Origin of the sequence: Achromobacter sp. ACM03 (assembly GCF_014851665.1) — a bacterium.
GTDB classification, from domain to species: domain Bacteria; phylum Pseudomonadota; class Gammaproteobacteria; order Burkholderiales; family Burkholderiaceae_B; genus Achromobacter; species Achromobacter aegrifaciens.
The window spans coordinates 1-16129 of the sequence record NZ_JACVAD010000007.1 but is presented as its reverse complement, the minus strand read 5'-3'; the positions used below and the strand labels follow the sequence as shown (position 1 = coordinate 16129).

At 64.7% G+C, this 16129-nt stretch carries 11 protein-coding genes; 6 read left to right on the top strand and 5 right to left on the bottom strand.

Annotation, left to right across the window (positions count from 1 at the left end):
* The 5 genes from IB257_RS25375 to leuC form a co-directional block, all read right to left on the bottom strand.
* Positions 1 to 1884 carry a FimV family protein gene (locus tag IB257_RS25375; protein WP_192493008.1) on the bottom strand — a complete coding sequence of 628 codons (1884 nt, stop codon included), beginning with the start codon at positions 1882 to 1884 and terminating at the stop codon, positions 1 to 3.
* Positions 1885 to 2141: 257 nt separating this feature from the next.
* The gene (asd, locus tag IB257_RS25370) at positions 2142 to 3272 is read right to left on the bottom strand and encodes an aspartate-semialdehyde dehydrogenase (protein WP_125471394.1); all 1131 of its coding nucleotides are present in this window, start codon (positions 3270 to 3272) and stop codon (positions 2142 to 2144) included.
* Between the two features lie 248 nt (positions 3273 to 3520).
* Complete coding sequence (gene leuB / locus IB257_RS25365) at positions 3521 to 4597, bottom strand: 3-isopropylmalate dehydrogenase (RefSeq protein ID WP_042792892.1); 1077 nt, start codon at positions 4595 to 4597, stop codon at positions 3521 to 3523.
* Between the two features lie 35 nt (positions 4598 to 4632).
* The gene (gene leuD, locus IB257_RS25360) at positions 4633 to 5283 is read right to left on the bottom strand and encodes a 3-isopropylmalate dehydratase small subunit (protein WP_054458281.1); all 651 of its coding nucleotides are present in this window, start codon (positions 5281 to 5283) and stop codon (positions 4633 to 4635) included.
* A gap of 25 nt (positions 5284 to 5308) precedes the next feature.
* Positions 5309 to 6712 (bottom strand): 3-isopropylmalate dehydratase large subunit, encoded by a 1404-nt coding sequence (leuC, locus tag IB257_RS25355; RefSeq protein ID WP_054458282.1) that lies wholly within the window; start codon positions 6710 to 6712, stop codon positions 5309 to 5311.
* 527 nt (positions 6713 to 7239) lie between these two features.
* Here leuC and IB257_RS25350 point away from each other — a divergent pair.
* From IB257_RS25350 to IB257_RS25325, 6 genes are all read left to right on the top strand, one after another.
* Positions 7240 to 8733 (top strand): TolC family outer membrane protein, encoded by a 1494-nt coding sequence (locus IB257_RS25350; RefSeq protein WP_054458283.1) that lies wholly within the window; start codon positions 7240 to 7242, stop codon positions 8731 to 8733.
* Between the two features lie 24 nt (positions 8734 to 8757).
* The gene (locus IB257_RS25345; RefSeq protein WP_042792889.1) at positions 8758 to 8970 is read left to right on the top strand and encodes a hypothetical protein; all 213 of its coding nucleotides are present in this window, start codon (positions 8758 to 8760) and stop codon (positions 8968 to 8970) included.
* Positions 8954 to 11119, top strand: coding sequence for a type I secretion system permease/ATPase (locus tag IB257_RS25340; protein ID WP_370540126.1), 2166 nt, complete (start codon positions 8954 to 8956; stop codon positions 11117 to 11119). Before IB257_RS25345 ends, IB257_RS25340 begins: the two co-directional genes overlap by 17 nt.
* A gap of 7 nt (positions 11120 to 11126) precedes the next feature.
* Entirely contained in the window at positions 11127 to 12548 is a 1422-nt protein-coding gene (locus IB257_RS25335) for an HlyD family type I secretion periplasmic adaptor subunit (protein ID WP_054458285.1), read from the top strand.
* Between the two features lie 19 nt (positions 12549 to 12567).
* Positions 12568 to 13224 carry a response regulator transcription factor gene (locus tag IB257_RS25330; RefSeq protein WP_054458286.1) on the top strand — a complete coding sequence of 219 codons (657 nt, stop codon included), beginning with the start codon at positions 12568 to 12570 and terminating at the stop codon, positions 13222 to 13224.
* Between the two features lie 84 nt (positions 13225 to 13308).
* A partial coding sequence (locus IB257_RS25325) for a retention module-containing protein (RefSeq protein WP_192493006.1) occupies positions 13309 to 16129 on the top strand: 2821 nt, incomplete at its 3' end.

Sequence of the window (16129 nt, the reverse complement as noted above, 5' to 3'; positions counted from 1 at the left end):
TCAAACCCGTGGCCCGCCGACACGGTGCGGTTCGTCAGTGGGCGGTTCGTCCAGGTCGAGATTGATGCTTCCGAGCTTGCGGTTCAGCGCCGCCGTATCCAGCGCTGGCTCGTTGAATTCGTAGGTTTCCTCGTCATCGTCCCCGCGCCGCGCACCGGCCCGGCGCAAGAGCCAGGCAATCGCGAATGCGATCAGCGCCAGCACTGCAGTGACGATAACGAGCAGATTGTCGGCCAGCCACCCGGGCATGTCCGAAGCGGAATCCTTGCCTGCCGGCGTGCCAGCGGCCTGATCTGGCGTAGATGCCCCAGAAGCGCCTGGGGCGTTCGAGGTGTTCGCAGGTCCTGCCGACCCTGTTGCACCGGGCGTACCCGCTGCGCCCGGTGCGCCCGGCGTACCCGACGCGCCTGTCGCGCCCGAAGCGCCTGTTGCACCAGAAGCGCCTGCCGCACCCGAAGTGCCCGCCGCGCCAGACGCGCCTGTTGCACCCGAAGCGCCTGTTGCACCCGAAGCGCCTGCTGCTCCCGAAGCGCCTGTTGCACCCGAAGCGCCTGTTGCACCCGGAGCGCCTGCCGCTCCCGAAGCGCCTGCCGCTCCCGAAGCGCCTGCTGCACCCGAAGCGCCTGCTGCACCCGAAGCGCCTGTTGCACCCGGAGCGCCTGTTGCACCCGAAGCGCCAGTTGCACCCGAAGCGCCAGTTGCACCCGAAGCGCCTGTTGCACCCGAAGCGCCTGTTGCACCCGAAGCGCCTGTTGCACCCGAAGCGCCAGTTGCACCCGCAGCGCCAGTTGCACCCGAAGTGCCTGCCGCGCCCGGCGACGCCGCAGTACCAGAAGCGCCACCAGCGGCGCCTTGCTGTGCCACCGCCTTGTTCAAATCGTCGACGTTGCTTTGCAACTGGCTCACGCGCCCCTGGACATCGGCCATGGCGCGCTCAGTCGACGTCTTGGCATCGGCCTGGGCCTCTGCTTGCGCCGATGCGCTGTCTTGCGCCTGCCCAGAGGACAGCCGTACGCGATCCTGCGGCGGCGATGCGCTGGCCGCCCCGGCATCAGCAGGAGGCGCGACGCTGCCCGAAGCCGCGCCCTGCCCCTGGACCACGGACGGATTCGCGCCGGCCGCCGCGCCGATGCGGGCGCGGTACTTCGCGAACGCCTCGGCATGTTCATTGAAGATGCGCCGCGCCTCGGCCGGATCCACCGCGCGCACGGTAGCCGCATCGGGAATCGTCAGCCTCTGGCCGGCTTTCACCAGATTCATATTGTTCTGGATGAAGGCCTCGGGATTGGCGCGCCACAAGGCCACCAGCATCTGATAGACCGATGCGTTGGGCACCGCATTGCGTTGCGCGATAGCGAACAGATTGTCGCCGGACTTCACGTTGACCGAACGCGATCCCGCCGCGCGCCCCGGCGTGCCGACCGCAGCCGGCGTCACGTCAGCCGTCGTGCCGCGCAGCGGCACCAGAATGCTGACCTGCACCTGGCGCTGCCCGGAACTGGAGTTGATATTCAGCAGCAGATCAACCGCGCCGCTGGCCGGCGGCTGCGAGGCCCGCACGCGCAGATTCTTGCGCGTGGCGTCCAGGCCGTCCTCGACCCGGACCACCATGCTTGCCAGCGGAACCGGCGGCTTCAGACCTGCGCGTTGCCAGGAGGCCTCGTCAGCCACCGACACCTTGAGCGATGCGATTTCCTCGGGCGTGAGCTCCTGCAATCCCACCACCGCCTGCAGCGGCGCGCCCGGCACGGAAACCACCCGCGAATGCCCCACGCGCATGGCCATGGCGGTACTGCACACGCTTGAGCCAATCGCCAGCGCAATCGCCCACTGCAGGGCTTTTAAACGGCGGGCATGCTTCACTTGGCGCGAACGCTGGGTCATAAGCTGGAATTCCGTCTTGTAGTCGACTTGCGGGCTGGAGCCGGCTCACGCCATATCGGTGAGAACAGGCATCAATTCACGGGAAAAGTGTAATGGATCATGCGCATTTCACAAACCTGAAAGGCCCGGCCGCGTTTGCTGGCGGGCCTGTCCGCCGATACAGCACAGACTCTGCGCAAACGGCAAGGGCACCCTGAGGTGCCCTTGCTTGCCTTGCGCGCCTGGTCAGGCGGCGCCGAACGCCGCCTGCGACGGCATCAGGCTTCGGCCAGCGCAATGCGCAGCATGCGGCGCAGCGGCTCGGCGGCGCCCCACAGCAACTGGTCGCCCACGGTGAAAGCGCCCAGGTATTGCGAGCCCATCGACAGCTTGCGCAGGCGACCCACCGGAATGTCCAGCGTGCCGGTAACGGCGACCGGAGTCAGCGCGGAAACCGTGGCATCCTTGGTGTTGGGCACGACCTTCGCCCACTGCGTGCCTTCGGCGATCAGCGCTTCGATCTCGTCCAGCGGCACATCGCGCTTGAGCTTGATGGTCAGCGCCTGGCTGTGGCAGCGCATCGCGCCGATGCGCACGCACAGGCCGTCGATCGGCGTGGCGGGCGTGCCGAAGGCTGCGCCGCGGCCCAGGATCTTGTTGGTCTCGACCTCGCCCTTCCACTCTTCCTTGGACATGCCGTTGCCCAGATCCTTGTCGATCCAGGGAATCAGGTTGCCGCCCAGCGGCACGCCGAAGTGCTCGTGGGGAAGCGCCGGGTCCTTTTGCTTGGCCAGCACGCCGCGGTCGATTTCCAGGATGGCCGACGCGGGATCGTCCAGCAGCGACTTGACCGATTGATTGATCTCGCCGAACTGGGTCAGCAGTTCGCGCATGTGTTGCGCGCCGCCGCCGGAAGCCGCCTGGTAGGTCATGGAAGTCATCCATTCGACCAGGTCGTTGTTGAACAGGCCGGCCAGGCCCATCAGCATGCAGCTGACCGTGCAGTTGCCGCCGATGAAGTTGCGCACGCCGCGCTTGAGCGCCGCGTCGATGACCGGACGGTTGACCGGATCCAGCACGATGATGGCGTCATCGGCCATGCGCAGGGTGCTGGCGGCATCGATCCAGATGCCGTTCCAGCCTGCGCCGCGCAGCTTGGGATAGACCTCGGAGGTGTAATCGCCGCCTTGCGCCGTCACGATGATCGGCAGTTTTTTCAGAGCGTCAATGTTGTAGGCGTCTTGCAGCGGGCCTGCGCCAGTGGCCCAAGTGGGCGCGGCGCCGCCAGCGTTGCTGGTGGAGAAAAACACCGGTTCGATCAGTGCGAAGTCGTTCTCGTCGCGCATGCGTTGCATGAGCACCGAGCCGACCATACCGCGCCAGCCGACAAGGCCTACTGCTTGATTCATTTCAATCGCTCTTTAAAGGTGTGGAGACTAGGGTCCAGGGGAAAAAGCCGTGCAATTCAACAATTTATCAGAATGCACGGCCGGATGTTGCGGCGCAGCTAGAAATAATAGGGGCCGCAATGGATACGGGGCGCTTTCGAGGCGACGCCACAACAGCAAAACAAGGGGCGGCCCAGCCGGGCCACCCCTTGTTTACGGTGCTTCAACCGCCACGCGCGCTAGCGCCCGGCGGCTCGATCCCGAGAAGATCAGGCCAGCGCCTTCAGCACCGCGTCGCCCATCTGCGCCGTGCCGACCTTGGTCGTGCCCGGTTCGAAGATGTCGGCGGTGCGCAGGCCGTCGGCCAGCACGCGGCGCACGGCGGCCTCGATGCGGTCGGCCTGCGGCGCCAGATTCAGCGAATAGCGCAGCAGCATGGCCGCGGACAGGATGGTCGCCAGCGGATTGGCGATGCCTTGGCCGGCGATATCGGGCGCGGAGCCATGGCTGGGTTCATACAAGCCTTGGCCGCCTGCGTTCAGCGAAGCAGAAGGCAGCATGCCGATCGAACCGGTCAGCATGGCGGCTTCGTCGGACAGGATGTCGCCGAACAGGTTGCCGGTCACGATCACGTCGAACTGGCGCGGGTTGCGCACCAGCTGCATCGCGGCGTTGTCGACATACATGTGCGACAGCTCCACGTCGGGATACTCCCGCGCGACTTCGATGACGATGTCGCGCCAGAACTGCGAGGTCTCCAGCACGTTGGCCTTGTCCACGCTGCACAGCTTCTTGTTGCGCTTGCGGGCCGATTCGAAACCGATGCGCGCAATGCGGCGCACTTCTGATTCCGCATAGCGCATGGTGTCGTAGCCTTCGCGTTCGCCGGCGAAGGCGCCGTCGGGTGAAGAACGTACGCCGCGCGGCGTGCCGAAATAGATGTCGCCAGTCAGCTCGCGGATGATCAGGATGTCCAGGCCGGACACGATCTCGGGCTTCAGCGACGAGGCGCTGGCCAGTTCCGGATACAGGATGGCAGGACGCAGGTTGGCAAACAGGCCCAGCGCCTTGCGCAGGCCCAGAATGGCCTGCTCGGGGCGGAACTCGCGCGGCAGGCTGTCGTACTTCCAGTCGCCCACGGCGCCGAACAGCACGGCGTCCGATTCCTTGGCCAGATTCAACGTGGCCGGCGGCAGCGGATGTTCGAACGCATCGAAGGCGGCGCCGCCCACGGGCGCTTGCTTGATATCGAAGGACACGTCCAGCGCCTTCAGGACGCGCACGGCCTGTTCGACGATTTCCGGGCCGATGCCGTCACCCGGCAGGACTGCGATGTTGTGAGTCATACGAAAACGATCCTGTAATCAGAAGAATGGTGGCGTCAGGCGATGGGACGGCTTTCCAGCCACGGATGGCGGGCCAGACGCTCGGCCTCGAAGGCGCGAATCTTGTCCGACTGGCGCAGGGTCAGCCCGATATCGTCAAAGCCGTTGAGCAGACAGTATTTGCGGAACGGTTCGATGTCGAAACCCATCTCGCGCCCATCCGCCGCCACCACGACCTGGCGGTCGAGGTCGACGCGCAGCTTGTAGCCGGGGAAAGCCTTCACTTCGTCGAACAGGCGCGCGACTTCCAGTTCCGACAGAACGATGGGCAAGAGGCCGTTCTTGAAGCTGTTGTTGAAGAAAATGTCGGCATAGGACGGCGCGATGATGGCGCGGAAACCGAACTGCGTCAGCGCCCAGGGCGCATGCTCGCGGCTGGAGCCGCAGCCGAAGTTCTTGCGCGCCAGCAGCACCGAAGCGCCCTGGTAACGCGGCTGGTTCAGCACGAAATCCGGATTCAGCGGACGCTTGCTGTTGTCCATGCCGGGTTCGCCATGGTCCAGGTAGCGCAGTTCATCGAACAGGTTCGGACCGAAGCCGGTGCGCTGGATGGATTTGAGGAACTGCTTGGGAATGATGAGGTCCGTATCGACGTTTTCGCGGTCGAGCGGAGCCACCAGGCCTTCGTGAGTGGTAAATGCTTGCATGATGTCGGTACTCGGTGCGTGACGCTTAACGGAAAGTGCGGACGTCGACAAAATGGCCGGCGACGGCGGCGGCGGCGGCCATGGCCGGGCTGACCAGATGGGTGCGCCCGCCCTGTCCTTGCCGGCCCTCGAAGTTGCGGTTCGAGGTGGAGGCGCAGCGTTCGCCCGGTTCCAGGCGGTCGGCGTTCATGGCCAGGCACATGGAGCAGCCCGGCTCGCGCCACTCAAAGCCCGCCTCGATGAAGATCTTGTCCAGGCCTTCGCGCTCGGCCTGCTGCTTGACCAGGCCCGAGCCCGGCACCACCATGGCCTGGCGCACATTGGAGGCCACATGCTTGCCGCGCGCGACCGCCGCAGCCGCGCGCAGGTCTTCGATGCGCGAATTCGTGCAAGAACCGATGAACACGCGATCCACACGGATATCGGTAAGCGGCGTGTTGGGCTTCAGGCCCATGTACTGCAAGGCCCGTTCCATGCCGCTGCGGCGCACGTCGTCTTTTTCGCGATCTGGGTCCGGCACGCGGGAATCCACCGGCAGCACCATTTCCGGGGACGTGCCCCAGGTGACCTGCGGCTTGATGTCGCGGGCGTTGACTTCCACCACGGCGTCGAACTTGGCGCCCTCATCGGTATGCAGGGTACGCCAGTAGCCCACCGCCTGATCCCAAAGCACGCCCGTGGGCGCGAAGGGACGGCCGCGGAAGTACTCGACGGTCTTGTCGTCCACCGCCACCATGCCCGAACGGGCGCCGGCTTCGATGGCCATGTTGCAGACGGTCATGCGGCCTTCCACGGACAGCGAGCGGATCGTGCTGCCGGCGAACTCGATGGCGTAGCCCGTGCCGCCGGCCGTGCCAATGATGCCGATGATGTGCAGGACCACATCCTTGGCCGTACAGCCGAAGGGCAATTCGCCGTCGACCTTGATCAGCATGCTCTTGGCTTTCTTCATGAGCAGCGTCTGGGTCGCCAGCACGTGCTCCACTTCGGAGGTGCCGATGCCGAAGGCCAGCGCGCCCAGCGCGCCGTGCGTGCTGGTGTGCGAGTCGCCGCAGACCACGGTCATGCCGGGCAGGGTCGCGCCCTGCTCCGGGCCGATCACGTGCACGATGCCCTGGCGCAGGTCATTCATGCGGAATTCGGTAATGCCGTACTTTTCGCAGTTGGCGTCCAGCGTGTCCACCTGCAGGCGCGAAATCGGATCGTCGATGCCCTGGGCGCGGTTCAGCGTCGGCACGTTGTGGTCCGCCACCGCCAGGTTGGCGCCCGTGCGCCACGGCTTGCGGCCGGCCATCGCCAGGCCTTCGAACGCCTGGGGGCTGGTGACTTCGTGCACCAGGTGGCGGTCGATATAGAGCAGACAGGTGCCGTCTGATTCCTGGTGGACGACGTGGGCGTCCCAGAGTTTGTCGTAAAGAGTTTGGGCCATGGATGCGCTCTGCAAATAGACAATCCGGCTCGTGCCGCGCGCGGTTCAAACAGTGATCCCCGGGCGCCAGCCACTGCGGCATGAGCGAATTATGCACAGGGTCTCAACCTAGTACAACTACACCTTATATACCAGTACTAACACTACCATGCTAGGACATGGCGAGGGTCACTTCGTCCTATTTCCATACTTCAATCGAACTGCAATCAAACAGTTACAGATACAAATTCGGGTATTTAAAACAGATACAAAATTATCAAACCGATATAATCGTTGTGCGCTGGATTCACCCAAACGACGAAATAAAGCGCAATAAACCGCATTTATCCTGCATTAAACCGGATCAAAAATCCGGGATATGGCGAAATTAGTGCAAATTCAAGCTAATTAAGAGATGATGCGCGAAGAAACTCAAACTGCCGACCGGAAAACTTCGTCAAGAATTAACAAATATTGACTCGTCAAATCTGACATTTCCACACAATATGGCGGCCATTAATTCCTAACTCGACTCGCGAATAATCACTATGGCTTCGTTTTTGCTCAAAAGCACGACTTCGGTCCTTGCCCTGGCATTCGTTCCTGCGGCATTTGCACAGTCAGCAGCTCCCGCCTCCGGGGCAGCTGGGGTCACACTGAACCAGGTCGTTGAGCAGACCCTGCTCAGCAACCCGGAAATCCAGGCCAAGTACCATGATTTCCAGGCTTCGCTGGAAGGCCAGGCCGTTGCTCGCGGCGCGTTCTTCCCGCAGATCAATGCGCAAGGCTATGTGGGTCGCGAGTACCGCAACAACGTGCCCGGAGTCGGGTCGCAAAGCTGGAGCCGTCCCGGCTACAGCGTGGAATTGCGTCAGCTGATTTTCGACGGCTTCCGTACGAGCAACGACGTCAAGCAAGCCGGCTTCGACAAGCTGGCGCGCTTCTATGACCTGTTGGCCACCAGCGACAACACCGCGTTCAGCGCAGTGCAGGCCTATATCGACCTGCAGCGCTACCGCGACATGGAACTGCTGGCCCGCCAGAACTACACCCTGCACGAAGAAACGCTCAAGCAGATCAACGAGCGCGCCGAATCGGGCGTGGGCCGCCGCGTCGACCTGGAACAGGCCGGCGGGCGCCTGGCGCTGGCCCAGACCAATCTGATGACCGAGACCGCCAACCTGCTGGACGTGCAGCAGCGTTTCCAGCGCGTCACCGGCGCCCTGCCCCCTGAAGCGATGCAGCCTACGCCCGATATCAGCGGCAAGCTGCCGGTCAAGCCCGCCGACTTCAACGAGTCGCTGCGCCGCAACCCCAGCTTCCTGTCCAAGCAGGCCGGGCTGCAGGCCGCGCAGGCGGGCGTCGCCTCGTCCAAGGGCGCCTTCTCGCCGAAGTTCGAATTCGTGGCCGCCACCGGCCGCGACCAGAACGATCCCACGCCGCAAAACCGCGACATCCAGAACTCCAGCGTCCAGGTTGTCATGAGCTACAACCTGTATCGCGGTGGCTCCGACTCCGCCCGCGTGCGCCAGACCTCCGCGCAGTCCTATGCTGCGCGCGACATCCGCGACTACACCTGCCGCAATGTGCAACAGGACCTGGCCGTGGCTTGGAACAACGTCGCCAGCCTGAACCAGAAGCTGCCCTTCCTGCGCGACCACGAAGTGGCCACCACCAAGGTGCGCGAAGCCTACCGCCAACAATTCCAGATCGGCCAGCGTTCGCTGCTGGACTTGCTGGACACCGAAAACGAATTGTTCGAATCGCGCCGGGCCCTGACCAACGCGCTGTATGACCTGCAGATCGCGCAATACCGCTGGCTGGCGCTGTCGCACGCACTGCTGCCGGCGCTGTCGCTGCAGCCCGCGCGCAACGAAATGCCCGAGGAAAACGGCAAGCTGGAAGTCTCCGACGAAGTCATCAAGCTCTGCAATTCGACGATCCCCGACTCGGCCCGCCTGGCGCCCGTGCGCGTGCAATACAACGAGGGCAATCTGCCGCCCACGTTCATCCCGGTAAACTCGCCCAAGGCCAAACCCTAGGTGACGCAAGCGCAAGGAGACCATATGCAGAAACAGGGCAACGACTTCTCACAACTGGATGCGGACTTCGTCCGCGTCCTGGAAGACCTGATCGACGCGCTGATAGCCAATGGCACCTTGCGTATGACCGACCTGCCTATCCAGGCTCAACAAAAGCTGACCCAGCGCAAGCAACAGCGCGCGCGCCTCTCCGAACACCTCGACCTGCTGGATGACGAAGATGGACAAGTTATCTGAAATGGCGGCCCGGGAGTGGCGCGCGGACGCGCGCGCGGCGCATGACGACCCGCTGCTCGATTGCCTGGTTGAAATCACCCGGCTCCATGGCGTGACGGCGACGGCCCAGGCGCTGTCGGCCGGCCTGCCGCTGGAAGAACACAAACTGACGCCGGCATTGCTGCCGCGCGCCGCCGCGCGCGCGCAGCTCTCCGCCCGCGTGGTCAAGCGCACGCTGGACAGCATTTCGCAGGACCTGCTGCCCGCGATCCTGCTGCTCAACGGCGAACGCGCCTGCCTGCTGCTGAAGAAAGACGGCGAAAACTACGTCGTCAGCCACCCCGAATTGGGCGGCAGCTCGATGGAAATGAGCGCCGCGGAACTGTCGGCGCAATACACCGGGCTGGTGTGCTTCGTGCGCCCGCAGTTCCGCTTCGACGCGCGCGCGCCCGAAGTCGCCAAGGTGCGCGAGCGCCATTGGTTCTGGGCCGCCATCATGGAAAACCGGCGCCTGTACCGCGACGCGCTGATCGCCGCCCTGCTGATCAACGTCTTCGCAATGGCGATGCCGCTGTTCACCATGAACGTGTATGACCGCGTCGTGCCGAACAACGCCGTCGAAACGCTCTGGGTGCTGGCCATCGGCATCACGTTGGTCGTGATCTTCAACATGATCCTGAGCACCGCCCGCTCCCACGTCGTGGACAGCGCCAGCAAACGGGTCGACGTGCGCCTGTCCGCGCAGATCATGGAACGCGTGCTGGACCTGCGCATGGAGGGCCGGCCGGTATCGGTGGGATCCTTCGCCGCCAACCTGCGTTCGTTCGAATCCATTCGCGATTTCATCGCGTCAGCCACCATTACCACCCTGGTGGACCTGCCCTTCATTCTGCTGTTCCTGCTGGCGCTGGTCTGGATTTCGCCCTGGATGGTGCTGCCGCCGCTGGTCGCGATCGTGTTGATCCTGCTGGTATCGCTGGCCGCGCAAGCCCGCATGGAATCCCTCACCATGGCCTCCTACCAAGCGTCGTCGCAGCGCAACGCGACCCTGGTCGAGGCCCTGACCGGCCTGGAGTCCGTCAAGACGCTCAACGCGCAGGGATCCATCCAGCGCAACTGGGAACGCGCCACCGAGTACATCGCCCTGACCGGCGGCAAACTGAAGCTGATTTCGTCCTCGACGGTCGGCTTCGTGCAGGCCGTCCAGCAACTGGTGTCGATCTCCGTCGTCATCATCGGCGTCTACCAGGCCCAGGAATCCGCCATTTCCATGGGCGGCATCATCGCCGCCTCCATGATCGCCGGGCGCTGCCTGGCCCCGCTCGGCCAGGTCGCCGGGTTGCTCATGCAGTACCAGAACGCTCGCACCTCGCTGGGCTCGATCGACAACTATATGAAGCTGCCGATCGAACGTCCGGCAGAAGCCGAATTCCTGCATCGTCCCGTCTTCCATGGCGGCATTGAATTCCGCGACGTGACCTTCAGCTATCCCGGCAGTAAGCAGCCGGTGCTGAAGAAAGTGTCCTTCAAGCTGAAGCCGGGCGAAAAGGTCGGCATCATTGGCCGCATCGGCTCCGGCAAGACCACGCTGGAGAAGCTGGCCCTCGCGCTGTACCAGCCCACCGAGGGCGCAGTCCTGCTGGACGGCGTGGACGTGCGGCAGATCGATCCGGCCGACGTGCGCCGCGCTATCGGCCACGTGCCGCAGGACCCGCTGCTGTTCTATGGCAGCCTGAAGCACAACCTGGCGATGGGCGCGCCCTACGCTGACGACGCCAGCATCCTGGCAGCCGCCAACATGGCGGGCGTCACCGATTTCGCCAACCTGCACCCCGACGGCTTCGACATGGTCATCGGCGAACGCGGCGAGTCCCTCTCCGGCGGCCAGCGCCAGTCGGTGGCAGTGGCCCGCGCCCTGATCAACGATCCGCCCATCCTGCTGCTGGACGAACCCAGCAGCAACATGGATCACCAGAGTGAAGCGCAGCTGCGCAAGCGGCTGGGTGAAGCCAGCGCCACGAAGACGATCCTGCTGGTCACGCACCGCACCGCCCTGCTGGACCTGGTCGACCGCCTGATCGTGATCGACAACGGCCATATCGTGGCTGACGGTCCCAAGGAGCAAGTGGTCGAGGCACTGCGTCAAGGACGCGTCGGACGCGGAAGCTGAGGAAACCATGCTGAACAATCCTGGCGAAACCCGGCACGGCCTGTTTGGAAGCCTGTGGCGCATGCTGCGCGGCGTCTTCGTGTTCTTCTTCGACCGCTTGCTGGACGGCGCCGAAAAAGGCAAGCCCCAGCAACGCTCCGACTACGTCGGCAACGCCGAATGGGTCATCCATGAATCGCAGGCGCGCGGTTCGCGCATCCTGTTGTGGGTCAGCCTGCTGGCCACCGGCGGCCTGCTGCTGTGGGCCGGCACCGGCAGCATTGACGAAGTCGTCCGCGGCGAAGGCAAGGTCGTGCCCTCGCGCCAGGTCCAGATCATCCAGAGTCTGGACGGCGGCATCGTCGAAGAAATCCTGGTGCGCCCGGGCCAGGAAGTCGAGGCGGGCGAGATCCTGCTGAAGATCGACTCCACCCGGTTCGCCTCGTCGCTGGGCGAGAACAACGCCGAATACCTTTCCCTGCTCGCCAAGGCCGCCCGCCTGCAGGCCCTGGCCACGGGCGAACCCTTCGTGGCTCCCGAGGAAGTGCTGACGCAGGCGCCCGGGCTGGTGGAAATGGAGCGCAATGCCTGGCAAGCGCGCACCACTGAATTGAACGCCACGGTCAACGTCGCGCGCGAACAACTCAAGCAACGCCAGGAAGATCTGCGCGAAACGATCGCCAAGCGCGACCAGGCCGCGGCCAGCTGCGGCCTGACCTCGCGCGAGCTGCAGGTGACCCGTCCCCTGCTCAAGAGCGGTGCCGTGTCCGAAGTCGACCTGTTGCGCCTGCAACGCGACGTGGCCCGCTACTGCGGCGAACAAAAAGGCGCCGAAGCCCAGATCGACCGCTTCCAGGCCTCCATCAAGGAAGCCGAAAGCAAGCTTCAGGAAGCTGAGCTGAACATCCGCAACCAGGCCCGCAACGAGCTGTCGGAAACCAACACCAAGCTGGCGACCCTGCGCCAAGGCAAGCTGGCGCTGGCCGACCGCGTGAAGCTGGCCGAGGTCCGCGCCCCGGTGCGCGGCACGGTCAAGACGCTGTTCAACAACACGGTCGGTGGCGTGGTCCAGCCCGGCAAGGACATCATCGAGATCGTGCCCAAGGACGACACGCTGCTGCTCGAGGTCCGCATCCAGCCGCGCGACATCGGCTTCCTGCATGCCGACCAGAAGGCAGAAGTGAAATTCACGGCCTACGACTTCGCCATTTACGGCGGCCTCGAAGGCAAGGTGGAACAGATCGGCGCGGACACCGTGACCGACGAGAAAGGCAATTCCTACTATGTGGTGCGGGTCCGCACGGATCGCAGCACGGTAGGCGACAAACTGTTGCCCATCATCCCCGGGATGGTGGCGGAGGTTCATATCCTGACTGGCAAGCGCACGGTGCTGCAGTACCTGCTCAAGCCCATACTGCGCGCCAAGGCGAATGCCTTTACCGAACGTTAAAGGAGGGCTGCAAGGCCTTATGAAACCCGTTCCTGTCCTGTTGATTACGCACGACGACCTGTTGTGGCAGCATTGGCGCGGCCTGAATCCGGCCCGCTGGCTGGCGGCCCGCGGGCGCGGCCTGGCCGACCTGCAACGCTGGCGCGAACAGGGCCGCACTCTGGCGGTATTGGATGCGGACCTGCCCCGGCTGCCGTCCTGGCAGGATCCCATCTGGGCCGCGACCCTGGCGGACCTGCACGTGGTGGTCGCCAGCCCCAGTCCTAACGACGAGCAAGGCACCCGGGTGCTGGGCGCCGGCGCACATGGCTATTGCCACGGCTATGCCTCGGCCGCCTCGCTGTCGCAGGCGCTGGAAGTCGTCGCCTCCGGCGGCATCTGGATGGGCCGTTCGCTGGTGTCGCGGCTGCTCAAGCTGGTCGCCGAGCGCGCCCAGGACGAGCACGCCTGGGATGGCGGCGTGCTGACCGAGCGTGAAATCACCGTGGCCCGCTATGCCTCCAGCGGCCAGGCCAATGCGCAGATCGCCGAAGCCCTGGGCATCACCGAACGCACGGTCAAGGCCCACCTGTCAGCCGTTTTCGAAAAGCTGGGCGTAACCGACCGCCTGCAGCTCGCCCTGCTCGTCCACGGCATATCTGCCCCCGCCGACGCCAAAATCAAAATTACTTCCTGATACTGTCCTTGAGGACAATATCCCGCGCCGGCGGCGCAATCTAGTATCTGGCCATCTTGGATAACTCCCTGAAACGGAACCAACATGGCCAACACCTCTCCCGCAGTCGTCAACGAAATCTCCGGTCGCGCGTGGATACGCAATAGCGACGGTTCCCTGACTGAACTGCATCAAGGCAGCAAGGTCCCCGCAGGCAGCGACGTGGTCACTGCCTCGGGCGCCACGGTTTCGCTTCAGGTCGAGAACGGCATGCCGATCGTCATCGGCGAAGGCCGCGAGGTTGCCGTGACCGGCGACATGACCGGCCCCTTGGCCGACCCGTCCGAAGCGGCTGTGGCTCCGCCCTCCGGCACCGACTCCGACCGCTTGCTGGCCGCCCTGCGCGACGGCCGCGACCCGTTCGATGAACTGGATCCCACCGCTGCCGTCGTGGCCGGCGGCGGCGATGCCGGCGGCAGCAGCTTCGTGCGCCTGGCCCGCATCCTGGAAACCACCACCCCGCTCGACCTGGCCTACCCGAACCCCAGCCGTGGCCAGGAGATCCTGCCCCGCCTGTCCGGCACCGGCGCCGGCGGCGACGATGAAGCCACTCCGGCCACCGTCAACACCCCGCCCAACGCGCTGAACGATACCGGCAGCGGCGAACAGAACAGCCTGGTGCGCGGCAACCTGCTGCTGAACGACTCGGATCCCGATGGCGACCCGCTGGCGATCGTCTCGGTCAGCGGCCGCCCCATGACCCCGGCCGGCATCACGGTCAACGGCAGCAACGGCGGCACCTTCACGGTCCTGCCCGACGGCAGCTACGTCTTCAACCCGGGTAACGAATACGGCCACCTGGCCGTGGGCGAAACGGCCACCAGTACCGTTTCGTACACCATCACGGATCCCAGCGGCGCCACCTCCACGGCGAACGTCGTCGTGACGATCACCGGCACCAACGACGGCCCGGTGTCCACCTCCATCGCCGACACCTCGGGCATCGACGCCCAGACCGGCGTGAGCTACAACGTCTCCAGCCATTTCTCGGACCCGGACACCAGCGACAAGCTCACCTTTACCGCCACCGGCCTGCCGCCAGGCCTGACCATCGACCCGAACACCGGCATCATCACCGGCACCATCGACCATTCCGCCTCGCAAGGCGGCAACAATGGCGTCTACACGGTGACGGTGACCGCCACCGACCCGTCCGGCGCCACGACTTCCCAGGACTTCAACTGGGACGTCACCAACCCTGCGCCGACGGCGGCCGATGATAACGGCACCACCGACGAAGACACCACGCTCAACGTCAGCGCCCAGAACGGCGTCCTGTCCAACGACGTGGACCCGGACGGCGACACCCTGACCGTGTCGCAAGTCAACGGCGCCACTGGCAACGTGGGCACGCCGACGGCCGGCTCCAACGGCGGCACGTTCACCCTGAATCCCGACGGCTCGTACTCGTTCAATCCCGGCAATGCCTTCCAGCACCTGGCCGCGGGCCAGACGGCGACCAGCTCGATCACCTATACCGTCACGGACGGCCAAGGCGGCACCAGCTCCGCCACGCTGACGGTCGAAATCACCGGCACCAACGACGCGCCGACCGCAGTTGCCCTGCAGAACCAGGACAACATGGACGGCGATGTCGTCAACTACAACCTGTCCGGCTTCTTCAGCGACCTCGACGACGGCGACTCCCTGGTCTACTCGGTCGACCACATCCCCGGCGGCCTGAAGTTCGACCCCACCACCGGCACCTTCACCGGCCAGTTCGCCAACTGGGCGTCCGATCACACCAACACGGGCGTCAAGGGCGAGTACCTCATCACCGTCACCGCCACCGACAAGTCGGGCGCAACCGTCTCCCAGACCTTCGTCTGGACCGTGGGCAACCCCGTCCCGGTCGCCACCAATGACGAAGGCACCACCGGTGAAGACAAGCCCCTGGTCGTTGACCACGTTACCGAAGGCGTGCTGGGCAACGACCGCGATCCGGACGGCGATACCATCCGTGTTTCGCAAGTCAATGGCGCCGACGCCGACGTCGGCAAGCCTGTCGTCGGTTCGAATGGCGGCACGTTCACGCTCAACGCCGACGGCACGTACACGTTCAACCCCGGCACGGCATTCCAGTATTTGAATGACGGCCAGACCGCAACGACGTCGATCACGTACACCGTGTCCGACGCGCAAGGCGCGACCAGCACTGCCACCCTGACCATTACGGTCACCGGCCAGACCGACGCTCCTCCGGTGATCACGCCTGAAGACAGCGACGGCGATGTGACGGCGGGTCATAACAATGTGGCCGAAGCGTCTGGCGCCACGGTCACCGGTTCCGTGACCGTCTCCGCCGAGGCCGGCGTCGACAAGGTCACGGTGGGCGGCAAGGACGTCAGCAACGCCAGCGCCGCCAACCCGGTAGTCATCGCCACCGACAAGGGGGTGCTGACCGTCACCAATTACGACGCCGCCACTGGCAAGATCACCTACTCCTACCAGGAAACTGGCGGAGCCGCCGATCACTCCAATGGCGACGATTCGGTCCGCGACCTCTTCCAGGTTTCCGTTACGGACTTTGCCGGCGAGACCCGCAGCAATGACCTGGTCATCCAGATCACCGACACGGCGCCCGAAGCCAAGCCCGACACCGCTTCCGTCACGGAAGACACCGCACTGACCGCCTCCGGCAACGTCATCAGCGGCACCGGTGCCGACACCCTCGGCGCGGACGTCACCAACGTCGTCGGCGTAGCCAAGGGCACGGTCCCCGCCGGCCAGAACGTCACCGGCAACGTCAACACCGCCGTCAACGGCGAGTACGGCAAGATCGTCCTCAAGGCCGACGGCACCTACACCTACGAGCTGAACAACAACGATCCGCGCGTGAACGCGCTGCTCGATGGACAGCAGCTCA